Origin of the sequence: Azospirillum sp. INR13, from assembly GCF_015390205.1 — a bacterium.
Taxonomy (GTDB): Bacteria; Pseudomonadota; Alphaproteobacteria; order Azospirillales; family Azospirillaceae; genus Azospirillum.
Map to the genome: position 1 here is coordinate 34,051 of NZ_VUOI01000008.1, position 21,085 is coordinate 55,135.

The 21,085-nt window shown below is 65.9% G+C and carries 21 protein-coding genes, 1 tRNA gene and 1 pseudogene; 3 read left to right on the forward strand and 20 right to left on the reverse strand.

The features are described from left to right. Positions 1-11: 11 nt before the first annotated feature. The 19 genes and pseudogenes from F1643_RS08790 to F1643_RS08880 all read right to left on the reverse strand — a co-directional run bounded on the left by F1643_RS08790 (position 12) and on the right by F1643_RS08880 (position 18,743). Positions 12-1,727 (reverse strand): ribonuclease J, encoded by a 1,716-nt coding sequence (locus F1643_RS08790; protein ID WP_194912631.1) that lies wholly within the window; start codon positions 1,725-1,727, stop codon positions 12-14. Further along, positions 1,724-2,497, reverse strand: a complete 774-nt coding sequence (locus tag F1643_RS08795; RefSeq protein ID WP_194912633.1) for a type III pantothenate kinase — start codon at positions 2,495-2,497, stop codon at positions 1,724-1,726. The genes F1643_RS08790 and F1643_RS08795 overlap by 4 nt, the downstream gene beginning before the upstream one ends. A gap of 32 nt (positions 2,498-2,529) precedes the next feature. Further along, entirely contained in the window at positions 2,530-3,324 is a 795-nt protein-coding gene (locus F1643_RS08800; protein ID WP_194912635.1) for a biotin--[acetyl-CoA-carboxylase] ligase, read from the reverse strand. 10 nt (positions 3,325-3,334) lie between these two features. Next, positions 3,335-4,783 carry an NADH-quinone oxidoreductase subunit NuoN gene (gene nuoN / locus F1643_RS08805; RefSeq protein ID WP_014248406.1) on the reverse strand — a complete coding sequence of 483 codons (1,449 nt, stop codon included), beginning with the start codon at positions 4,781-4,783 and terminating at the stop codon, positions 3,335-3,337. Positions 4,784-4,796: 13 nt separating this feature from the next. Further along, positions 4,797-6,323, reverse strand: coding sequence for an NADH-quinone oxidoreductase subunit M (locus F1643_RS08810; protein WP_194912638.1), 1,527 nt, complete (start codon positions 6,321-6,323; stop codon positions 4,797-4,799). A gap of 25 nt (positions 6,324-6,348) precedes the next feature. Continuing rightward, complete coding sequence (gene nuoL, locus F1643_RS08815) at positions 6,349-8,463, reverse strand: NADH-quinone oxidoreductase subunit L (RefSeq protein WP_194912640.1); 2,115 nt, start codon at positions 8,461-8,463, stop codon at positions 6,349-6,351. 9 nt (positions 8,464-8,472) lie between these two features. Continuing rightward, the gene (nuoK, locus tag F1643_RS08820; RefSeq protein ID WP_014248409.1) at positions 8,473-8,781 is read right to left on the reverse strand and encodes an NADH-quinone oxidoreductase subunit NuoK; all 309 of its coding nucleotides are present in this window, start codon (positions 8,779-8,781) and stop codon (positions 8,473-8,475) included. Positions 8,782-8,783: 2 nt separating this feature from the next. Beyond that, on the reverse strand, positions 8,784-9,398 hold the full coding sequence (locus tag F1643_RS08825) for an NADH-quinone oxidoreductase subunit J (protein WP_149222105.1): 615 nt from the start codon (positions 9,396-9,398) through the stop codon (positions 8,784-8,786). A gap of 18 nt (positions 9,399-9,416) precedes the next feature. Next, positions 9,417-9,905: an NADH-quinone oxidoreductase subunit NuoI gene (gene nuoI, locus F1643_RS08830; protein WP_014248411.1), complete on the reverse strand. Its 489-nt coding sequence runs from the start codon at positions 9,903-9,905 to the stop codon at positions 9,417-9,419. Positions 9,906-10,016: 111 nt separating this feature from the next. Continuing rightward, positions 10,017-11,028 (reverse strand): annotated as a pseudogene (gene nuoH / locus F1643_RS08835) (NADH-quinone oxidoreductase subunit NuoH). Further along, entirely contained in the window at positions 11,021-13,084 is a 2,064-nt protein-coding gene (gene nuoG / locus F1643_RS08840; RefSeq protein ID WP_194912643.1) for an NADH-quinone oxidoreductase subunit NuoG, read from the reverse strand. Before nuoG ends, nuoH begins: the two are co-directional and overlap by 8 nt. Before the next feature lie 15 nt (positions 13,085-13,099). Further along, the gene (gene nuoF / locus F1643_RS08845) at positions 13,100-14,389 is read right to left on the reverse strand and encodes an NADH-quinone oxidoreductase subunit NuoF (protein WP_063635038.1); all 1,290 of its coding nucleotides are present in this window, start codon (positions 14,387-14,389) and stop codon (positions 13,100-13,102) included. A 16-nt stretch (positions 14,390-14,405) separates the two neighbouring features. Then, complete coding sequence (gene nuoE / locus F1643_RS08850) at positions 14,406-15,053, reverse strand: NADH-quinone oxidoreductase subunit NuoE (RefSeq protein WP_194912645.1); 648 nt, start codon at positions 15,051-15,053, stop codon at positions 14,406-14,408. Continuing rightward, a complete protein-coding gene (locus F1643_RS08855; protein ID WP_149222110.1) occupies positions 15,050-16,300 on the reverse strand; it encodes an NADH-quinone oxidoreductase subunit D in 1,251 nt (416 codons plus the stop codon). Before F1643_RS08855 ends, nuoE begins: the two co-directional genes overlap by 4 nt. Further along, the gene (locus F1643_RS08860; RefSeq protein ID WP_014248417.1) at positions 16,297-16,926 is read right to left on the reverse strand and encodes an NADH-quinone oxidoreductase subunit C; all 630 of its coding nucleotides are present in this window, start codon (positions 16,924-16,926) and stop codon (positions 16,297-16,299) included. The genes F1643_RS08855 and F1643_RS08860 overlap by 4 nt, the downstream gene beginning before the upstream one ends. A gap of 94 nt (positions 16,927-17,020) precedes the next feature. After that, the gene (locus F1643_RS08865; protein ID WP_194912647.1) at positions 17,021-17,566 is read right to left on the reverse strand and encodes an NADH-quinone oxidoreductase subunit B family protein; all 546 of its coding nucleotides are present in this window, start codon (positions 17,564-17,566) and stop codon (positions 17,021-17,023) included. Further along, positions 17,557-17,925 (reverse strand): NADH-quinone oxidoreductase subunit A, encoded by a 369-nt coding sequence (locus tag F1643_RS08870; RefSeq protein ID WP_014248419.1) that lies wholly within the window; start codon positions 17,923-17,925, stop codon positions 17,557-17,559. The genes F1643_RS08865 and F1643_RS08870 overlap by 10 nt, the downstream gene beginning before the upstream one ends. 314 nt (positions 17,926-18,239) lie before the next feature. Beyond that, positions 18,240-18,316: transfer RNA gene (locus tag F1643_RS08875), tRNA-Asp, on the reverse strand. Positions 18,317-18,515: 199 nt separating this feature from the next. Continuing rightward, positions 18,516-18,743 carry a hypothetical protein gene (locus F1643_RS08880; RefSeq protein WP_194912648.1) on the reverse strand — a complete coding sequence of 76 codons (228 nt, stop codon included), beginning with the start codon at positions 18,741-18,743 and terminating at the stop codon, positions 18,516-18,518. 166 nt (positions 18,744-18,909) lie between these two features. Between F1643_RS08880 and F1643_RS08885 the strand changes: the two genes are divergently transcribed. Both F1643_RS08885 and F1643_RS08890 read left to right on the forward strand, forming a co-directional pair. Continuing rightward, a complete protein-coding gene (locus F1643_RS08885; RefSeq protein ID WP_255542572.1) occupies positions 18,910-19,197 on the forward strand; it encodes a hypothetical protein in 288 nt (95 codons plus the stop codon). Between the two features lie 141 nt (positions 19,198-19,338). Then, the gene (locus tag F1643_RS08890) at positions 19,339-19,737 is read left to right on the forward strand and encodes a hypothetical protein (RefSeq protein ID WP_255542573.1); all 399 of its coding nucleotides are present in this window, start codon (positions 19,339-19,341) and stop codon (positions 19,735-19,737) included. A 22-nt stretch (positions 19,738-19,759) separates the two neighbouring features. Here the strand turns inward: F1643_RS08890 and F1643_RS08895 are convergent, their stop codons facing one another. Further along, positions 19,760-20,218 (reverse strand): hypothetical protein, encoded by a 459-nt coding sequence (locus F1643_RS08895; RefSeq protein WP_194912649.1) that lies wholly within the window; start codon positions 20,216-20,218, stop codon positions 19,760-19,762. Between the two features lie 167 nt (positions 20,219-20,385). Here F1643_RS08895 and F1643_RS08900 point away from each other — a divergent pair, with 167 nt between their 5' ends. Further along, complete coding sequence (locus F1643_RS08900) at positions 20,386-21,039, forward strand: DsbA family oxidoreductase (RefSeq protein ID WP_194912651.1); 654 nt, start codon at positions 20,386-20,388, stop codon at positions 21,037-21,039. The last annotated feature ends 46 nt before the right edge of the window (positions 21,040-21,085 follow it).

Consider the following 21,085-nt stretch of genomic DNA (forward strand, 5'->3'; position numbering starts at 1 on the left):
ACAAATTTCCGTCAGACGCGGACCAGATGGACCTCCGTCACCGGCTTCTTGCCATGGGACGCATTGAAGCAGCGGCGGACGGCAATCCGTGCCGCCTCCTTCACCTGGGCATCGTCGGTGCGCGTTGATCTGGGCAGCATCGCCACCGATTCCCGCACCGCGTCGATGACGTCCAGCAGCATGTCGCGGTCGGTCGCTTCGTCGATCAACCCCATCACCGCCACCTGCGGCGCAGTCAGAAGCTCGCCCGTTCCGGTCATGACCAACGTCACCACGGCGGCGCCATTGTTCACCATGCGGTTGCGCGCCCGCATCATGCCGGTGTCGAGCGGCACCAGCCGCTTGCCATCCACCGCCATGCGGCCGGACCGCACATGGGCGACCACCTGCGCGCCCTCCGCCCCGTCGAGCCGGATCAGTTCGCCATTGGCCGGCACGATGCTGTGGGCGACCTGACAATCTTCCGCCAGGGCGGCGTGGGCCTGCTGGTGGCGCTGCTCGCCATGGACCGGCACCGCAATGCGCGGCCGCACCCATTGGTACATGCGCACCAGCTCGTCCCGCGCCGGATGGCCGGAGACGTGGACCGCCGCCTCGTCCGCCGTGACCAGCTCCACGCCCTGCGCGACCAGCTGGTTCTGCATGCGCCCGATGGCCCGCTCGTTGCCGGGGATCTCGCGCGAGGAAAAGATCACCACGTCGCCGCGCGACAGCGTCACCTGCGGATGGTCGTTGGCGGCGATGCGGGCAAGGGCGGAGCGCGGCTCCCCCTGGCTGCCGGTGCAGATCAGCACCAGCTTTTCCCGCGGCAGGTAGCTGGCGTCATGCTCCGACAGGAATTTCGGCACCTCGGCCAGATAGCCGCTGGCCCGCGCCGCCTCGTTGATCCGCCACAGCGACCGTCCGACCAGCGCCACATGGCGGTCGTGGGCGGCGGCGGCGGCGGCGATGCTCTCCAGCCGCGCCACGTTGGTGGCGAAACAGCTGACGGCGATGCGCGAGTCGCGGTAGCGCCCGAACAGTTCCATCAGCGAGGCCCGCACCGTCGCCTCCGAGCCCGCGGAGCCCGGGACCAACGCGTTGGTGCTGTCGCCGACCAGCGCCAGCACCCCCTCGTCGCCGATGGCACGCAGCCGCGCCTCGTCGGCGGTGTCGCCGACCAGCGGATCGGGGTCCAGCTTCCAGTCGCCGGTGTGCAGGACGGTGCCGGCGGAGGTGCGGATGGCGAGCGCGTTCGGCTCCGGAATCGAATGCGTCATGGTGACGTATTCGACGGAGAAGGGACCGATCTCCACCGTGCCGCCCAGCGGGATCTCATGGATCGGAACCGTCGCGCTCAGCCCCTTCTCGTGCAGCTTGGCGCGCAGGAAGGCCGCGGTGAAGGGCGTGCAATAAACCGGGCAGCGCAGTTCCGGCCACAGATACTGCACGGCGCCCAGATGGTCCTCATGCGCGTGGGTCAGCACCAGCCCGACCAGATCCGCCCGCCGTTCGGCGATGAAAGCCGGGTCGGGCATGATCACGTCGAGGCCGGGCATGGTGTCGTCGGCGAAGGAGATGCCGAGATCCACCATCAGCCATTTGCCCTGATGGCCGTAGAGGTTGAGGTTCATCCCGATCTCGCCGGAACCGCCGAGCGGGAGGAAATACAGGCCGCCATCCTCCGGAACGAAGGTGTCCGCCGGGGCTGCAGGGATTCCGGCGGCTGTCTTGGAGGATTGTGTCATTGGACCGTGTTGCGCTTGTGGATCAGGAGGAGACCGCGGAGCGTCAGCTCATTGTCGGTGTGTTCGATCACATGGGTAGCCTTGGCGAAAAGAACAGCCAATCCGCCAGTGGCTACCACCCGCATCGGTTCGCCGTACTCCGCCCGGATGCGGGCCACCAGCCCTTCGATCAGGCCGACATACCCCCAGAAGATGCCCGACTGCATGCAGGCGATGGTGTTCCTGCCGATCACCTGGTCCGGCGGCTGGATCTCCACCCGCGGCAGCTTGGAGGCGGCCATCTGCAGCGCCTCCAGCGACAGGTTCAGCCCCGGCGCGATCACGCCGCCGCAATAGTTGCCGTCGGCATCCACCACGTCGAAGGTCGTCGCCGTGCCGAAATCGATGACGATCAGCGGGGTCTTGTAGGTCGCGGCGGCTGCCACCGTGTTGACCAGCCGGTCGGCCCCGACCTCCTCCGGCCGGTCGACCAGCGCCTTGGCGCCCAATTCGACGCCGGACTGGCCGACGATCACCGGTTCGCAGCCGAAATGATCCTTGCACAGGCGCTTCAGGTTGAAGGTGGCGCCCGGCACGACGCTGGCGATGATCGCGCCATGGATGTCGACCGGCTTCAGCCCCTTCAACGCCATCAGGTGGGTCAGCCACACCATGTATTCGTCGGAGGTGCGCTTGGGATCGGTCGCCGTGCGCCAGATGCCGCGCTGGCGGTCGCCGTCATAGATGGCGAACACCACATTCGTGTTTCCGGCGTCGATGGCTAGCAGCATGGCTTGGTCCTGAAGGCGATGGGCACTTGGGGTCAGCTGGCGGCAGGGGGTGCGAAGAACACATCCCCGGCGGCGATCCGCTGGCGCGGTCCGCCGTCCGTTGGATCAAGCAACAGAACGCCGTCGCTGTCCAGATCGGCGAAGGTGCCGGGGATCGTCCGATCGGCAAGCCTGACCACGATCGGCCCGCCGAGCCCACGGGCGCGCGACAGCCACGCCTCCCGCACCGGAGCGAAGCCATGGGCGCGCCAGCGGCCATACCAACTCGCCAGATGGCCGGCAAAGACCTCCAGCAAGGGCCCTGGCCCCATCGGCGGCGCTCCTTCGGCGATCAGCGAGGTGGCACCGTAATCGGCGGTCGCGGGAAAATGCCGCAGGTTGATGCCGACGCCCAGCACCACCCAGGCGACCGTACCGTCCGCCGCAGGCTCCGACTCGAGGAGGATGCCGGACAGCTTGCGGTCATGGACCAGCACGTCGTTCGGCCATTTGCAGCGCACCCCGCCGGGATCGGGCAGCACCGATTCGGCGGTCTCGGCAATGGCCAGGGCGGCGACGAAGGAGACCTGGGCAGCTTCCGCCGGCGGCAGGCCGGGCCGCAGGATCGTCGTGCTGTAGAGGTTGCCTTCGGGAGACGTCCAGGCCCGGCCGCGCCGGCCTCGGCCGCTTTCCTGCCGGCGCGCCCAGACGATGGTGCCTTCCGGTGCCCCTGAACGCGACAAGGCCTTCGCTTCGTCGTTCGTGCTGCCGACGGAGTCGAAGGCCTTGACCTGGAAGCCCGGAGGCAGGCGCAGTCGCGCCGCCTCCGCTTCGAACGATACCGTCATCGGTCCGCCGTCAGCCGGCGAACAGAGCCGCCGCGGCAGCCGCCGCGCCGTTCAGGATCGGCGCCGGGGCGACGAAGAACAGCAGGGTGAACAGGCTGGTGACGACCAGGACACCGGTCATGCCGTCGTCGTCCACCTTGTCGACCACCACCGCGGGCTCATCGAAATACATGATCTTGATGATGCGCAGGTAGTAGAAGGCGCCGACGACGCTCGTCAGCACGCCGATCACGGCCAACGTGTATTCCTGCGCCGCGACGGCGGCCAGGAAGACGTAGAGCTTGCCGAAGAAACCTGCCATCGGCGGAATGCCGGCCATGGAGAACATGAAGATCGCCATGGTCGCGGCCAGCATCGGGTTGGTCTTCGACAGGCCGGCGAAGTCCTTGATCTCCTCCAGCATCTGGCCCTTGGCCTTCATGCTGAGTATGACCGCGAAGGCGCCGATGTTCATGGCGATGTAGAGCGCCATGTAGATCAGCACGCCTCGCACGCCGTCCTGGGTGCCGGTGGTCAGGCCGACCAGGGCGTAACCGACATGGCCGATTGAGCTGTAGGCCATCAGGCGCTTGATGTTGGTCTGCATGATGGCGACGAAGGACCCGATCACCATCGACAGAACGGCGGCGGCGACCAGCACCTGATGCCACTGGTCGGCGAGATGGCCGAACGGCTCGATCACCACGCGGGTCAGCAGGGCGATGGCCGCGACCTTCGGCGCCGCCGCAAAGAAGGCGGTCACCGGGGTCGGCGCGCCCTCATACACGTCCGGGGTCCACATGTGGAACGGCGCGGCCGAGACCTTGAAGGCCAGACCGGCCATCACGAAGACCAGACCGATCACCAGACCCGGCGACACGTGGGCGCCGCCCGCGAACAGGGCAGCGACCTTGTCGAAGGAGGTCGTGCCGGCGAAGCCGTAGACCAGCGACGCACCGTACAGCAGCATGCCCGAGGAGAGCGAGCCGAGGACGAAATACTTCAGGCCGGCTTCGGACGACTTGGCGCTGTCGCGGCGGAAGGCCGCGATGACATAGAGCGCGAGGCTCTGCGTCTCCAGGCCGACATACAGCGAGATGAAATCGTTCGCCGAGATCATCATCAGCATGCCGAGGGTCGCGAAAACCATCAGCACCGGGAACTCGAAGCGGGCCATCTGCTCCCGCTCGTTGAACCCGAGCGAGAGGACGACGGCGAAGGCCGCCGACACCAGCACCAGCACCTTCATGAAGACGCCGAAGGCGTCCATCACGAACATGCCGTTGAAGGTGACGATGCGGCCGCTGCCGTAGCCCATCGCCAGGACGGCGGCGAGCAGCATGCAGACGATCGCCAGGTAGGAGACGGGACGGGTGAAGCCGTCGCCGCGGAACACGCCCAGCATCAGCAGGGCGACGCCCGAGAGTGCCAGGAAGATCTCCGGCAGGGCCGGCCAGATGTCGGGAAACACTGCGGTCATGTCGAAGAACCCCTTACCGAGCGGCGACCGAGACACCGGACGCGGCGTGCGACGCGGCCAGCTTGGTCTGGTAGGTCTGGATCAGCTGCTCGACCGATGCCGAGGTGACGTTCAGGAAGCTGCTGGGATAGACGCCCATCCACAGGACGACGGCGACCAGCGGCAGGAACACCGCGACCTCGCGCGGGGTTATGTCGAACATCGCCTTGACGTCCGGCTTCACCAGCTTGCCGTAGACGATGCGGCGGTACAGCCACAGCGCGTAGGCGGCACCCAGAACCATGCCGGTGGCGGCCAGGGCGGCAACCCAGGTGTTGTCGCGGAAGACGCCGAGCAGCACCAGGAATTCACCGACGAAGCCGGCGGTGCCCGGCAAGCCGACCGACGCCATGGTCATGAACAGGAAGATCACCGCGTATTTCGGCATGTTCTTCACCAGACCGCCGTAGCGGGCGATCTCGCGGGTGTGCAGCCGGTCATAGACGACGCCGACACACAGGAACAGGGCTCCCGACACGATGCCGTGCGACAGCATCTGGAAGATCGAGCCTTCGATGCCCTGCTGGTTCAGCGCGAACATGCCGATGGTGACGAAGCCCATATGGGCGACCGACGAGTAGGCGATCAGCTTCTTCATGTCCTCCTGGGCGAGAGCGACCAGCGAGGTGTAGATCACGGCGACGACCGACAGGGTGTAGATCAGCGGCGCGAAATACTCGGTGGCTTCCGGCAGGATCGGAATGTTGAAGCGCAGGAAGCCGTAGCCGCCCATCTTCAGCAGCACGCCGGCCAGGATGACCGAACCGGCGGTCGGCGCCTCGACGTGGGCATCCGGCAGCCAGGTGTGGACCGGCCACATCGGCACCTTCACCGCGAAGGAGGCGAAGAAGGCGAGCCACAGCCACAGCTGCATGTTGCGCGGGAACTGGGTGGCGGTGATGGTCGGGATGTCGGTGGTGCCGGCCACGAAGTACATGGCCAGGATCGCCAGCAGCATCAGCACCGAGCCGAGCAGCGTGTAGAGGAAGAACTTGAAGGCGGCATAGACGCGGCGCGGACCGCCCCAGACACCGATGATCAGGAACATCGGGATCAGGACGCCTTCGAAGAACATGTAGAACAGCACGAAGTCCAGCGCGCAGAACATCCCGATCATCAGGGTTTCCAGCGCGAGGAAGGCCATCATGTATTCCTTCACCCGGACCTGCACCGACTCCCAGCTCGCCAGGATGCACAGCGGCATCAGGAAGCCGGACAGGACGACGAACAGCACCGAAATGCCGTCGACGCCCATGTGGTAGTTGATGCCGAATTCCGGGATCCAGCCCGCCTTCTCGACCATCTGGTAGCCGGGATTGCGCGGATCGAAGTTGGCCCAGACGAGCAGCGTCAGCACGAAGGTGACGAGCGTCGTCCACAGAGAAATGTACCGCACGTTCCGCAGCACGTCCGGGGAATTGCCCCGGCAGAACAGCAGGATCAGCGCGACGCCCACGAGCGGCAGGAAGGTCGCGAACGACAGGATCGGCCAGCTAGCCATTGTTGTTGTTCTCCTTCGATACCGCTCAGCCGAAGACCGACAGCCAGGCGACGAACAGGACGACCCCGATCACCATGGCAAAGGCGTAGTGATAGACGTACCCCGACTGCAGCCGGCTGGTGCGTGCCGCGATGTCGCGGGTGGCGGCGGCAATGCCGTCCGGCCCCACGCCGTCGATCACCGCACCGTCACCCGCCTTCCACAGCCCATAGCCCAGGGCCTTGGCCGGACGGGTGAACAGCGCGTCGTACAGCTCGTCGAAGTACCACTTGTTGTAGAGGAACTGGTGAATGCCGCGGAAGGTGCCGGCGATCTTGCCCGGCAGGCCCGGCATCATGATGTAGCCGACATAGGCCATGGCAATGCCGAGCAGGCCGACCACCAGCGGAGCCAGCTTGACCCAGCCCGGGGTGTGGTGGTGCGCGGCCTCGATGGTGTCGTGGTCGTGCAGAACCATCAGGGCCTTGCCCCAGAACTCGGCACGGTCGTGGCCGATGAACCACTCGTGGAAGCCGACGCCGGCGAACAGCGCACCAAGCGTCAGCACCGCCAGCGGCACCAGCATGACGAGCGGCGACTCATGGGCATGGTCGTAGACTTCCTTGTCCATCCGCGGCGTGCCGTGGAAGGTCATGAACAGCAGGCGCCAGGAGTAGAAGGCGGTCATCAGTGCGGCGGCGATGCCGAGCGCGAAGGCGAAGCGCCCAACCCCGCTGCCCGAGGCGAAGGCCGCCTCCAGGATCATGTCCTTGGAATAGAAGCCGGCGAAGAAGGGCAGACCGGCCAGCGCGAGGTTGCCGATCCACATCATCGCGTAGGTGACGGGGATCTTGCGCCAGACGCCGCCCATCTTGCGCATGTCCTGCTCATGGTGCAGGGCATGGATGACCGAGCCGGCACCGAGGAACAGCAGGGCCTTGAAGAAGGCGTGCGTGAACAGGTGGAACATGGCGGCGCCGTAAGCCGACACGCCGATGGCGAAGAACATGTAGCCGAGCTGGGACATCGTCGAATAGGCGATGACCCGCTTGATGTCGAACTGGGTGAAGCCGATGGTTGCGGCGACGAACGCCGTCAGGCCGCCGACCACCGCGACGACTTCCAGCGCCGTCGGCGCGTATTCGAACACCGGGGACAGGCGGCAGAGCATGAAGACGCCGGCGGTCACCATGGTGGCCGCGTGGATGAGCGCCGACACCGGAGTCGGGCCTTCCATCGCGTCCGGCAGCCAGGTGTGCAGGCCAAGCTGCGCCGACTTGCCCATGGCGCCCATGAACAGCAGCAGGCAGGCGATGGTCAGGCCGTTGAAGTCCCAGCTGAGGAAATGCAGCGTCTCGCCGGTCAGCGTCGGGGCCTTGGCGAAGATGGCGTCGAACTGGACCGAGCCGGTCAGCACGAAGATCGCAAAGATGCCGAGCGCGAAGCCGAAGTCGCCGACGCGGTTGACCAGGAAGGCCTTCATGGCGGCGGCGTTGGCCGACGGCTTCTCGTACCAGAAGTTGATCAGCAGGTAGGAGGCGAGACCGACGCCTTCCCAGCCGAAGAACATCTGGACCAGGTTGTCCGCCGTCACCAGCATCAGCATGGCGAAGGTGAACAGCGACAGGTAGCCCATGAAGCGCGGCTTCTGCGGATCCTCGGCCATGTAGCCGATGGAGTAGACGTGCACGCAGGCCGAGACGGTATTGACGACGATCAGCATCACCGCGGTGAGCTGGTCGACCCGCAGCGCCCACTTCACGTCCAGCGTGCCGCTCTGGATCCAGGTCATCAGCTCGATGGTGCGCGGATGACCGCCCACGGCGACGTCGAAGAACAGGACCCAGGACAGGATCGCCGAGACCAGCACGGCCCCCGCGGTCACGAACTGCGAGACGCGGTCGCCGACGGTCGGCGGGCCGGCGACGACATGGTGGTCGTCGTGGGCGTCGTCGTGCGCGTGGTCCAGCTCGTCGTGCGAGATGTGGTGGGCATGATCGTCATGGGCGTGGGCGATCTGGGCGTGCCCGTGATCGTCATGGCCATGACCGTGGCTTCCGTGACCCGCAGCCGCCGGCTCGGCCTTCGGCCCGCCGAACAGCGCAATCGATCCGGCGACGAGGAACGCCAGGAGCGGAAGGAATACGACTAGCACTTCCATGGCGCCGCCTCAGCCCTTCATCATGTTGATGTCTTCGACTCGGATCGAGCCGCGGTTGCGGAAGTAGACCACCAGGATGGCAAGGCCGATGGCCGCCTCGGCGGCGGCGACGGTCAGGATGATCATGGCGAAGATCTGGCCGACCAGATCGTGCAGGAAGGTCGAGAAGGCGACGAGGTTCAGGTTCACCGCCAGCAGCATCATCTCGATCGACATCAGGATGATGATGACGTTCTTCCGGTTCAGGAAGATTCCCAGCACACCCAGCGTGAAGATGATGGCCGAGACCGTCAGGTAATGTCCGAGACCGATCTCCATGATCACACGCCCTCCCCGGTCGGTACCTTGCGAATGACGACCACGTCTTCCCGGCGACGGGAGATCTGGGCGCCGACATTCTGTTTGCGCACGCCCGGACGATGCCGCAGCGTCAGCACGATGGCGCCGATCATGGCGATCAGCAGGACGATGCCCGACGCCTGGAACAGGTAGACGTACTGCGTGTACATCAGCCGGCCCAGGGCATGGGTGTTCGTCACCTGGTCGAGCGCCGGCGTCGGCGCACCGGCGACGGTCGCGACGTTCGGGGCGACGATCCAGCCGCCCAGCACGGCCGCCAGTTCCGCCAGCAGGATCAACCCGACGAGCGCGCCCAGCGGCAGCGCTTCCATCGCACCCTTGCGCAGTTCGCGGAAGTTGATGTCGAGCATCATCACCACGAACAGGAACAGCACGGCCACGGCGCCGACATAGACGATGACGAGGATCATCGCGATGAACTCGGCGCCCATCAGGACGCAGAGACCGGCCGCCTGGAAAAAGGCGAGGATCAGGAAAAGAACTGAGTGAACGGGGTTCCGCGCCGAGATGACCATCACACCGGAGGCCACCAGCAGCGCGGCGAACACGTAGAAGGCGATGCCTTGGAGTATCATCGTTTTTCTCGCTTCCGCTTACCGGTAAGGAGCCTCGGCCGCGAGGTTCTGGGCGATTTCCGCCTCCCAGCGGTCGCCGTTCGCCAGCAGCTTCTGCTTGTTGTAGAAGAGCTCTTCACGGGATTCGGTGGAGAACTCGAAGTTCGGCCCCATGACCACCGCATCGACCGGGCAGGCCTCCTGGCACAGGCCGCAGTAGATGCACTTGGTCATGTCGATGTCGTAGCGCGTCGTGCGGCGGCTGCCGTCGTCACGCGGTTCGGCCTCGATGGTGATGGCGAGAGCCGGGCACACCGCTTCGCAGAGCTTGCACGCGATGCAGCGCTCCTCGCCGTTCGCATAGCGGCGGAGCACATGCTCGCCGCGGAAGCGCGAGCTGATGGGTCCCTTCTCATAGGGATAGTTGATCGTGACCTTGGGCTTGAACATGTAGCGCAAGGTCAGCGCCATGCCGCCCAGCAGCTCGGTCAGGAACAGGCTGCGCGCCGCGCGGTCGAGGAACGCCATGGCCTCTTCGTCTCCTTCCTCGCCGGCGGACGCCCGTTCGTTCGGACGGCTCGCCGGCACTCAAATCGACACATCAGTGATGGGTTCGGTACTTGCTTGTGCGGGGTCCGCTTACTTGGGCAGCAAGTCGAAGGTCACCAGGACACCGGCGGTCAGCACGACCCAGAACAGCGAGAAGGGCAGGAAGACCTTCCAACCCAGCCGCATCAGCTGGTCGTAGCGGTAGCGCGGCACGGTGGCGCGAACCCAGACAAAGGTGAACAGGCACAGCGCGATCTTCAGCGCGAACCACACGATGCCCGGCACCCAGGTGAAGGGCGCGAAGGGCAGCGGAGGCAGCCAGCCGCCGAGGAACAGGATGCTCGTCATCGCGCTCATCAGGATCATGTTGGCGTATTCGCCAAGGAAGAAGAGCGCGAAGGGAGCGGAGCTGTATTCCACCATGAAGCCCGCGACCAGTTCCGATTCGCCTTCCGGCAGATCGAAGGGGGCGCGGTTGGTTTCTGCGAGCGCCGAGATGAAGAACATCACGAACATCGGCAGCAGCGGGATGGCGAACCACACCGTCTCCTGGGCGCGCACGATGTCGGTCAAGTTCAGCGAGCCGACGCACAGCAGCACGGTGATGATGATGAGGCCCATCGAGACCTCATACGACACCATCTGCGCCGCCGAGCGGAGCGCACCCAGGAATGCGTAGCGCGAGTTCGACGCCCAGCCGGCCATCACGATGCCGTACACGCCGAGCGACGAGATCGCGAAAAGGTACAGCACGCCGACGTTGATGTTGGACAGCACCACCCCGTAGTCGAACGGGATGACCGCCCAGGCGACCAGCGCCAGGAAGAAGGTCAGCATCGGTGCGATGTAGAAGACGACGCGGTTGGCGCCTTCCGGCAGGATCTGCTCCTTCGCGAACAGCTTCAGGCCGTCGGCGAAGGGCTGCATCAGGCCGAAGGGTCCCGACGATGGCCGGCCCCTGGCGCAGCTGCATCGAGCCCATGATCTTACGCTCGGCGTAAGTCATGAAGGCCACGGCGACCAGTAGCGGCACGACGATCGCCAGGATTTGCAGGACCATAATGATCAGCGGCAGGAGGAAGCCGCTCCAGAACTCAGCCATGGGTGCCAGTCCTCTCCTGAACAGGGCCCACCAGCGCTTCCGTGCAGTTGGCCATCGTCACCGATGCCCGGCTGATCGGGTCGGTCATGTAGAAGTTGGTGATCGGCGTCACGAAGGGCGCAGCGTCGACCGGCCCCTGCGCGCCGAAGGGCGCCCAGGCGGCCGGGGTCATCTCGCCGATCGCACCGAAGATCGGGTTCGCCGCCATCAGCCGCTGGCGCAGCTGCCCGTGCGTGTCGAAGGGCAGCGTGGTGCCCAGGACTTCCGACAGGGCGCGGACGATCTTCCAGTCCTCGCGCGCTTCGCCGGGCGGGAAGACCGCGAGGCGGGCGAGCTGCGGACGGCCCTCGGTGTTGACGTAGACCGCGTTCTTCTCGGTGTAGGCGGCACCCGGCAGGATGACGTCGGCGCGGTGGGCGCCGGCATCGCCATGGTGGCCCTGATAGACGACGAAGGCGTTGCCCAGCTTCGCCGTATCGATCTCGTCGGCGCCCAGCAGGTAGACGACGTCGATCTCGCCCTTCGACGCACCGTCGAGGATGCCGTGGACGTCGCGGCCGCCCTCGCCCGGCAGGAAGCCGGCCTCGATGCCGCCGACACGCGCCGCGGCGGTGTGCAGCACGTTGAAGCCGTTCCAGTCGTCGCGGAACATGCCGTAGGCCTCGCCGACCAGACGGGCGGCGGCCTGCACCGCGAGACCGTCGGCGCGCTGGAAGGCGCCCATGCCGACGATGATCATCGGGTTCTTGGCGGCGCGCAGGGTCTCGGCGAACGGATGGCTGCCGTCGACCAGCTGCTGCAACGTCTCCGGACCGGAGCCGATCACGCTGTAGGGATAGGTCAGGTCACGCTGCTCGCCGATGGAGGCGATGGTGACGCCGCCGGCCAGATAGCGCTTGCGGATTCGGGCGTTGACCAGCGTGCCTTCCCAGCGCGGGTTGGTGCCGACCAGCAGGATCACGTCGGCCTTCTCGATGCCGGCGATGCCCGAGTTGAACAGGTAGCCGGCGCGCACCGACGTGTCGAACCGCGCACCGTCCTGGCGGCAATCCAGGTTCGTGGAACCCAGACGCGACAGCAGCTCCTTCAGCGCGAACTGCGCCTCGACATCGACCAGATCGCCGGAGATGGCGGCAATGCGGTTGCCGGGCAGGCCCTTCAGGCGCGCCGCGATGGCGGTGAAGGCCTCGGCCCAGCTGGCCGGGACCAGCTTGCCGTTCTGGCGGATGTAGGGGCGGTCCAGGCGCTGGCGCTTCAGACCGTCATAGGAGTAGCGGCTCTTGTCGTTCAGCCACTCCTCGTTGATGTCGTCGTTGACGCGCGGCAGGACACGCATCACCTCGGGCCCACGGGCGTCGACGCGGATGTTCGAGCCGACGGCGTCGAGGACGTCGATGGTCTCGGTCTTGCGCAGTTCCCACGGACGCGCCGTGAAGGCGTAGGGCTTGTGGGTCAGGGCACCGACCGGGCAGACGTCGGCGAGGTTGCCGGACAGCTCCGAACCGATCGCCTTCTCGACGAAGGTGGTGATCTCCATATGCTCGCCGCGATAGACGGCGCCGACATCGGGAACACCGGCCACTTCGTTGATGAAGCGGATGCAGCGGGTGCAGTGGATGCAACGGGTCATGATGGTCTTGATGACCGGACCCATATACTTGTCGTTGACCGCCCGCTTGTTCTCGCCGTAGCGGCCGCGGTCGAAGCCATAGGCCATGGCCTGGTCCTGCAGATCGCACTCGCCGCCCTGGTCGCAAATCGGGCAATCCAGCGGGTGGTTGATCAGCAGGAATTCCATGACGCCCTTGCGGGCCTTCAGGACGGTCTCGCTGTTGGTGCGGACGACCATTCCGTCGCCGCAGGGCATGGCGCAGGACGCGACCGGCTTGGGCGCGCGCTCCATCTCCACCAGGCACATGCGGCAGTTGGCCGGCACGCTGAGGCGCTCGTGGTAGCAGAAGCGCGGAATCTCGATCCCCAGCTGCTCGCAAGCCTGGAGGATCGAGGTGCCCGGCTCGACCTCGATCTCGATCCCGTCGATGGTCAGTTTCGGCATGGGAACGGGAACTCCTTACTCGGCCGCCAGCGGGGCGCTGTTGCGGTAGGCCTGGATGCGCCGCTCGACTTCCGGGCGGAAGTGGCGGAACAGGCCCTGGATCGGCCAGGCGGCGGCGTCGCCGAGCGCGCAGATGGTGTGGCCTTCGACCTGCTTGGTGACCTGCAGCAGCATGTCGATCTCTTCCATGCGCGCGTTGCCGGTGACCATGCGCTGCATGACGCGGTTCATCCAGCCGGTGCCTTCGCGGCACGGCGTGCACTGGCCGCAGGATTCATGCGCGTAGAACTGCGACAGGCGGGCGATGGCCTTCACGATGTCGGTGGACTTGTCCATCACGATCACCGCGGCGGTGCCGAGGCCGGACTGCACTTCGCGCAGGCTGTCGAAGTCCATCAGGACGGTGTCGCAGATCGACTTCGGCAGGACCGGAACCGACGAACCGCCGGGGATGATGCCCAGCAGATTGTCCCAGCCGCCGCGCACGCCGCCGGCATGCTTCTCGATCAGCTCCTTCAGCGGGATGCCCATCTCCTCTTCCACGTTGCACGGGTTGTTGACGTGCCCGGAGATGCAGAAGAGCTTGGTGCCCGAATTCTTCGGACGGCCGAGGCCGGCGAACCAGGAGGCGCCGCGACGCAGGATGGTGGGAACAACCGCGATGGATTCGACGTTGTTCACCGTGGTCGGGCAGGAATAGAGACCGGCCTGGGCGGGGAACGGCGGCTTGTTGCGCGGCTGCCCCTTCTTGCCCTCGATCGACTCGATGAGCGCGGTTTCCTCGCCACAGATATACGCGCCCGCACCGCGGTGGATGTAGACATCGTAGCTGTAGCCGGTGCCGCAGGCGTTCTTGCCGATCAGCCCCGCCGCATACGCCTCGTCGATGGCGCGCTGGACGTTGGAGCCCTCGTTGTAGAACTCGCCGCGGATGTAGATGTAGCAGGCGCTGGCGCCGATGGCGAAACCGGCGATCAGGCAGCCTTCGATCAGCTTGTGCGGATCGTGGCGCAGGATGTCGCGGTCCTTGCAGGTGCCGGGCTCGCCCTCGTCGGCGTTGATGACGAGGTAGACGGGCTTGTCGGTCACGTTCTTGGGCATGAAGGACCACTTCATGCCGGTCGAGAAGCCGGCGCCGCCGCGGCCGCGCAGCCCCGATTCCTTCACCTGCTCGATGATCCAGTCCCGGCCATTGGCCAGGAAGGACGCCGTGTTGTCCCAGTCACCGCGCTTGCGGGCCGCCTCGAGACCGAAGTCCTGGTAGCCGTAGAGGTTGGTGAAGATGCGGTCCTCATCGCGAAGCATCGCTGTCCCCTCCCCCTCAATCTTCCGCTTGCGCGGTGGTGGCGTCCGCTTGCGCGGTGGTAAAGGCCTTCAGCGTCGTCGGGCCGCCGACCGGCTCCGAAGACTGACGGCCGGTCTGCGAACCGGGCTTCGGCGTCTCGCCGCGCGCCAGCGCGTCGAGGATGCGCTCCATATGCTCCGGGGCCACGTCTTCGTAGTAATCGTCGCCGATCTGCACAACCGGCGCGTTGACGCAGGCGCCCGAGCATTCGACCTCGCCCAGCGTGAACTGGCCGTCGGCCGTGGTCTCGCCCACCTCGATGCCGAGCTTCTTCTTGCAGGTGTGGACGATGTCGTCCGACCCGCGCAGCCAGCAGGGCGTGGTGGTGCAGACCTGGATGTGGTGCCTGCCGACCGGGTTCTTGTTGTACATCGTGTAGAAGGTCGCGACCTCGTACACGCGGATGCGCGGCATGCCGAGCAGGTCGGCCACGGCGTCCATGGCGACGCGCGGCAGCCAGCCGCCGTTCTGGCGCTGGGCCACGTCCAGCAGCGGCATGCAGGCGCTGGCCTGCTTGCCCTGCGGGTACTTGGCGATGATGCGCTTCGCCAGCTCCAGGTTTTCCGGAGTGAAGGCGAAGCTGGTCGGCTCGGCGTGGCCGTGATCGGAAGCGGGCGCGCTCATCGATCGATTTCTCCGAAAACGATGTCCATCGAGGCGATGTTGGCGACGGCGTCGGCCAGCATGTGACCCTTCGACATGAAGTCCAGGCCCTGAAGATGGGCGAAGCCCGGCGCGCGGATCTTGCAGCGGTAGGGCTTGTTGGTGCCGTCGGACACCAGATACACGCCGAATTCGCCCTTGGGCGCCTCGATGGCGGTGTAGGTCTCGCCGGCGGGGACGTGGAAGCCCTCGGTGAAGAGCTTGAAGTGGTGGATCAGCGCTTCCATCGAGCGCTTCATCTCGCCGCGCGGCGGCGGGGACACCTTGCGGTCCTCGATCTTGTACGGGCCGGCCGGCATCTCCTTGCAGCACTGGCGGATGATGCGCAGCGACTGCCGCATCTCTTCCATGCGCACCAGATAGCGCGCCCAGCAGTCGCCGGTCAGGCCGACCGGCACGTCGAACTCCATGCGGTCGTAGACCTCGTAGGGCTGCGACTTGCGCAGGTCCCAGGCCACGCCGGAGCCGCGCAGCATCGGGCCGGTGAAGGCCCAGTCGAGCGCCTCCTCCTTGGTGACGATGCCGATGTCGACCGTACGCTGCTTGAAGATGCGGTTCTCGGTCAGCAGGCTTTCGAGGTCGTCCATGAACTTCGGATAACGCTCGGTGAAGGCCCAGATGTCGTCCAGCAGCCCGTCCGGCAGGTCCCAGGCGACGCCGCCGGGCCGGAAATAGTTGGCGTGCAGGCGCGCACCCGAAACCCGCTCGTAGAACTCCATGAGGATTTCGCGTTCCTCGAAGCCCCAGAGAGCCGGCGTGATGGCGCCGACGTCGAGCGCACCCGTCGTGATCGACAGGATGTGGTTCAGGATGCGCGTGATCTCGGAGAACAGCACGCGGATGTACTGGGCGCGCAGCGGCGCCTTGATCTGCAGCAGGTTCTCGATGCCGAGCACATAGGCGTGCTCCATGCACATCGGGCTGACATAGTCCAGCCGGTCGAAATACGGCACGGCCTGGACGTAGGTCTTGTACTCGATCAGCTTTTCGGTGCCGCGGTGCAGCAGGCCGATGTGCGGATCGCAGCGTTCCACCACCTCGCCGTTCAGCTCCATAACCAGACGGAGCACGCCGTGGGCGGCCGGGTGCTGCGGCCCGAAATTCATCGTGTAGGGCTTGATCTGCGTCTTGGTCTCGGGACCCGACGCGCTGATCGGACCAGTCGTGACGACGCCGGTCGCCGATTCGGTCGAAACGGTCATGCTCACGGCTTCTTGCTCCCGTCCTGGAGGGCCGCCTTCTCATCGCCGGGCAGCATGACGTTGGTCATGCCTTCCCACGGGCTGAGGAAGTCGAAGGCGCGGAAATCCTGGGTCAGACGGACCGGCTCGTAGATCACGCGCTTCTGGTCCTCGTCGTACCGGGCCTCGACATAGCCGGTCAGCGGGAAGTCCTTGCGGAAGGGGTGCCCCTCGAACCCGTAGTCGGTGAGGATGCGGCGCAGGTCCGGATGATTCTCGAAGAAGATGCCGAACAGGTCCCACACCTCGCGCTCAAACCAGTTGGCCGCGCTGAAGACGGACACGGCCGACGGAACGGGCGTGTCCTCGTCGGTGGCCAGCTTCACGCGCATGCGCCGGTTGTGGGTGTAGCTAAGCAGCTGATAGACGACCTCGAACCGCTCGACGCGATCCGGGTAATCGACCGCGGTGATGTCGGTCAGCTGCTCGAACCGGGTGGCCGGATCGTCGCGCAGCGCGGTCAGCACCGTCAGGATGGCCGGACGTTTGACCGTCACCATCAGCTCGCCGAGCCTCACCTCGACCTTCAGGACGTCGCCGCCGAGTTTGGCCGCGATGACGTCCCCGAGTTCCTTCAACGCCTGTTCGGACATGGGTGGGACCCTGCCTTCCTACTTGTCTTCAGCGCGCTTGTCGTTCGTCCCGCCCGGCAGCGGCATGGCTGCGGGCGGGAACGGTACGCCGTGGTCAGCGGGCGATGCGGTTGCCGCGCTTGATCTTCTTCTGGAGCTGGAGGATGCCGTAGATCAGCGCCTCCGCCGTCGGCGGGCAGCCGGGCACATAGATGTCGACCGGAACGATCCGGTCGCAGCCACGAACCACGGCGTAGGAGTAGTGATAGTAACCGCCGCCGTTGGCGCAGGACCCCATGGAGATCACCCAGCGCGGCTCCGGCATCTGGTCGTAGACCTTGCGGAGCGCGGGGGCCATCTTGTTGGTCAGGGTGCCGGCGACGATCATGCAGTCGGACTGGCGCGGGCTGGGACGCGGGATCACGCCGAAACGGTCCAGGTCATACCGGCTCATATAGGCGTGGATCATCTCCACCGCGCAGCAGGCCAGACCGAAGGTCATCGGCCACAGCGAGCCGGTCCGGGCCCAGGCCAGCACGTCCTCGTACTTCGCCAGCACGAAGCCCTTGTCCTGGATCTCGTCGGAGACCGCGCGGATGTAGGCGTCCTGTTCCGGTCCGGGCGGAATCGGCGCCAGCGGCTTGGCGACCTCTACTCCCATTCCAGAGCTCCTTTCTTCCACTCATAAATGAAGCCGATGGTCAGGATGCCCAGGAACAGCATCATCGACCAGAAGCCGAACAGCCCGATATCGCCGAGGGCGATCGCCCACGGGAACAGGAAGGCGACTTCCAGGTCGAAGATGATGAACAGGATCGAGACCAGATAGAACCGCACGTCGAACTTGGTGCGCGCGTCCTCGAACGGCTCGAAGCCGCATTCGTAGGGGGAGACCTTCTCGGCGTCCGGGTTCTTCGGGCTGATGACGTAGGATGCCCCAACCATCACCGCGGCCAGCGCGATGCCGATCAGCAGAAACACCAGGATCGGAAGATACTCAATGATCAGCGGAGTCGACACCGCGTTCCTCCCATAAGCCCACGACCACGGGCGCCGTTCCAGCCGGAAATCGGCGGAAGCGCAAAGCCGTGGCAGCCATGCCTTGGATTAGCCCATCAGACGGGCCGGAATATATGCCGAGACCGTGGGCAAGGAAAGCGCTTTGAATCGCTTTTCACTACGCGGAAGGACAAGCCGGTCCCTGCGGTAGATCCTGGTAATACCACGTTTTTAAAAACGGGCAAAGGAAAGACTATTCGCATGCGAAAAAGGACCCGCGATCTGCGAGTCCTTGGGCCATACTGGCGAACGTCAGAGATTTTTCAAAAGGAAAGTGGCGCGAGTGACGGGACTTGAACCCGCGGCCTCCGGCGTGACAGGCCGGCGCTCTAACCAACTGAGCTACACCCGCGCTGAGCGACTTGGTTCGAACACCATCCAATCGCAAAGCCAAAGCTTTGAACTGACTGCTGTTTTCACCGGGACCGTTGAGGCCCCCCGTCGTTCGGTGGGCGGTTTGTAGTCGCCCGGGAGGCCGCCTGTCAATCACCAAATTGCAAAAAATTAATGTCGAGCCGGTCGCTCGGGTCCTGGCCGTCGCCCCACCCTGTTCAAGGCAGTTGATGCGCTTCCCGGCGCAGAGCCTCCAGGAGGTCGAAGGCCTGGATCATGCCGGCCGACAGTTCCCGGTGGTCGACGGCATCGGGTCCGCCGAAACGGGTCAGTGTTTCTTCCAGTGCCCGGGCCAGATGTTCGGCAACGTCCAGATGCTTTTGTTCCAGCGCCAGTTCGAGAGCGGCGAGGATGCGGTCGCCGAGCCGCCGGTCGTTCGAAGTCATGCGTTTCCCCAGCCCGTGGATTTCTGCGGCCGGCCATCGGCCGCCGGTGTTTCGGTTGCGTCTGCAGGATAGCAGTTTCGCCGCGGCGGAGCGGCGGGAATCGCACGCTGCGACATTTCGGAGGCACCTCTTCCGAAGAGGGGCCGTCCCATGCGATAGTCCAGCCATGCCGTTCCATGCTTCATTCTGCCGCAGCCTCGTCGCCCTTCTGCTGACCGCCGGCCTCGTCATGGCGGCGGAACCGGCGCCGGCCGCCTCCAACGTCTCCGCCGCGCAGGCTGAGGCCAAGGAGATCGCCAAGTCCATGGGCAACTGCACCCCGGCCAAGGTCGAGGTCCTGCGCTATACGGTCGGGCGCGAGGGATCGACGACCTTCAAGATCGGCTGCAGCGAGGACAAGGACGCCTTCGTCGTCGTGCAGTGCCGGTCGCGCATCTGTGCGCTGGCGCGCTGAGAGCCGCAAGGACGAGCCGTATGAGTGAATTCACCGCTTGTTAACCGCGGTCGCGCGCAATTGCGGAATGCGGCGGACCAGGAGCGGTGCGCGCATGGCAACAGGGGCCGGATGACGATGGGCATGGGACGGACGGCGTCGATGCGGGGTTGGCTGGCCATTGCCGTGGCAGGGCCGGTTGTGGCGTTGGCCGGCTGCACCTCCCCGCTCGGGCTGGCGGTGGCCGGCGCGGATGTGGTGACGCTGAACGCCACCAAGAAGACCATCGGCGATCATCTGGTGTCGGCCGCGACCGGCCGCGACTGTTCGATCATCAGCTTCGAGCAGAGCGGCGACTATTGCCCGGACAAGGTGGAAGTCGACCGCTCGCGGGTCTATTGCTACCGCACGCTGGCCGATGTCGAGTGCCACCACATTCCCGATCCCTACCGCAACGGCAACACGGCGCTCGCCAGCCCGCCGCCGGACATCCGGACCGTGCCGCGCAGGAAGAGCTGGTTCGACGACGCCACGCCCTATACGGCAAACAACGGGACCTGAACGTTCGGCTTTTCCGTGCCGTTCAGCGCACCTTCTTGGCGACGAAGGCCTTGGCGATCGCCATCATCGCCTTCTCGTGCGTCGGTCCGCCGGCCGGTGCATCGTGAACGGTGGCTCCCTTTGCAGCCGCCACAGCCTTGCCGGCGGGGGCGCCGCGTTGCGGCACAGATTCTCCGGAGTCGCGGCCAAGCTGGTTCAGCAGGTTTTCAAGTGCATCGCGGCTGAGGCCGGAAGCGGACGTCCGCCCTCCCCCTGCCCCGCCGCCGGCGGCCGGACGCGCGGCCGCGCTCCGGCTGGGCGGACGGCCGGCACGCTCGATGGCGGCGGCGGCGATGGCCTTCAGGAAGGGCTGGGCGATCCCGCGCAGCAGGTCGGGGTCCTCGACGGCCCAGGCCATCAGGATCTTCTGCGCGTTCATCCGGCTGCCCTTGGCCGCCAGGATCGCTTCGCGGACCTTGCCGTCGACGTAGGAATTGCTCATCGGGAATCGTCCACCGGGATATGTCCGCCAGCCGCTTTGGGACCGCGAGAACCACGGAGGACTGTCGGTCCAACTCGGTTAACAAACGGTTGCAGAGCCCTTTGCACATTCCGGAAGGAATGGAAGAAGCGGTTGCCGCGGAACCGGGAGGCGCGGATAGTGGCGGGATGCTGATCGAAACCTTCGCCGACCTGATCTGCCCCTGGTGCTACATCGGAAAGCGCCGGCTCGACCGCGCGCTGATGCAACGGCCCGGCCTGCGCCCGGAGCTCCGCTGGCAGCCGTTCCAGCTGAACCCGGACATGCCGCGCGGGGGAATGTCGCGCGACGATTATCTGGCCGCGAAGTTCGGCGGCGGGGAGCGCGCCCGGCAGATTCACCGGGTGGTCGAGGACACGGCGGCACGCGACGGGCTGCCGCTGGCGCTCGACCGCATCCAGCGCACGCCCAACAGCTTCGACGCGCACCGGCTGGTCCGAATCGCCGGGCGCCACGGGCTGGGCAACGCGATGGCCGATGCGCTGTTCGCCGCCTATTTCGTCGAGGGCGTGGACATCGGCGACCGGGACGCGCTGGCCAGCGTCGCCGCCGGGCTGGGCATGGATTTTGCCGAGACGCGGCGCCAGTTGTCCACCGAAGCCGAATCGGCTTCCGTGCATGCCGCCGACGCGCTGGCCCGCCAGATGGGGCTGCAGGCGGTGCCCTGCTACATCTTCAACCGCCGCTACGCGCTGTCCGGCGCGCAGGAGCCGGCGAGCTTCCTGCCGCTGCTCGACCTCGGCAGCGAGGAGCCGGAGAATTTGTCGGTCGTATCCGTCTGACACAGCCTGATGAGAAAGGGCGGCCCGAGAGCCGCCCTTTTCCCTG

What these genes read in the sequence shown, in the direction of transcription:
- F1643_RS08790 (WP_194912631.1), bottom strand. Translation starts at nt 1,727, where the DNA reads ATGACACAATCCTCCAAGACAGCCGCCGGAATCCCTGCAGCCCCGGCG.
- F1643_RS08795 (WP_194912633.1), bottom strand. Translation starts at nt 2,497, where the DNA reads ATGCTGCTAGCCATCGACGCCGGAAACACGAATGTGGTGTTCGCCATC.
- F1643_RS08800 (WP_194912635.1), bottom strand. Translation starts at nt 3,324, where the DNA reads ATGACGGTATCGTTCGAAGCGGAGGCGGCGCGACTGCGCCTGCCTCCG.
- nuoN (WP_014248406.1), bottom strand. Translation starts at nt 4,783, where the DNA reads ATGACCGCAGTGTTTCCCGACATCTGGCCGGCCCTGCCGGAGATCTTC.
- F1643_RS08810 (WP_194912638.1), bottom strand. Translation starts at nt 6,323, where the DNA reads ATGGCTAGCTGGCCGATCCTGTCGTTCGCGACCTTCCTGCCGCTCGTG.
- nuoL (WP_194912640.1), bottom strand. Translation starts at nt 8,463, where the DNA reads ATGGAAGTGCTAGTCGTATTCCTTCCGCTCCTGGCGTTCCTCGTCGCC.
- nuoK (WP_014248409.1), bottom strand. Translation starts at nt 8,781, where the DNA reads ATGGAGATCGGTCTCGGACATTACCTGACGGTCTCGGCCATCATCTTC.
- F1643_RS08825 (WP_149222105.1), bottom strand. Translation starts at nt 9,398, where the DNA reads ATGATACTCCAAGGCATCGCCTTCTACGTGTTCGCCGCGCTGCTGGTG.
- nuoI (WP_014248411.1), bottom strand. Translation starts at nt 9,905, where the DNA reads ATGGCGTTCCTCGACCGCGCGGCGCGCAGCCTGTTCCTGACCGAGCTG.
- nuoG (WP_194912643.1), bottom strand. Translation starts at nt 13,084, where the DNA reads ATGCCGAAACTGACCATCGACGGGATCGAGATCGAGGTCGAGCCGGGC.
- nuoF (WP_063635038.1), bottom strand. Translation starts at nt 14,389, where the DNA reads ATGCTTCGCGATGAGGACCGCATCTTCACCAACCTCTACGGCTACCAG.
- nuoE (WP_194912645.1), bottom strand. Translation starts at nt 15,053, where the DNA reads ATGAGCGCGCCCGCTTCCGATCACGGCCACGCCGAGCCGACCAGCTTC.
- F1643_RS08860 (WP_014248417.1), bottom strand. Translation starts at nt 16,926, where the DNA reads ATGTCCGAACAGGCGTTGAAGGAACTCGGGGACGTCATCGCGGCCAAA.
- F1643_RS08865 (WP_194912647.1), bottom strand. Translation starts at nt 17,566, where the DNA reads ATGGGAGTAGAGGTCGCCAAGCCGCTGGCGCCGATTCCGCCCGGACCG.
- F1643_RS08880 (WP_194912648.1), bottom strand. Translation starts at nt 18,743, where the DNA reads ATGACTTCGAACGACCGGCGGCTCGGCGACCGCATCCTCGCCGCTCTC.
- F1643_RS08885 (WP_255542572.1), top strand. Translation starts at nt 18,910, where the DNA reads ATGCCGTTCCATGCTTCATTCTGCCGCAGCCTCGTCGCCCTTCTGCTG.
- F1643_RS08890 (WP_255542573.1), top strand. Translation starts at nt 19,339, where the DNA reads ATGCGGGGTTGGCTGGCCATTGCCGTGGCAGGGCCGGTTGTGGCGTTG.
- F1643_RS08895 (WP_194912649.1), bottom strand. Translation starts at nt 20,218, where the DNA reads ATGAGCAATTCCTACGTCGACGGCAAGGTCCGCGAAGCGATCCTGGCG.
- F1643_RS08900 (WP_194912651.1), top strand. Translation starts at nt 20,386, where the DNA reads ATGCTGATCGAAACCTTCGCCGACCTGATCTGCCCCTGGTGCTACATC.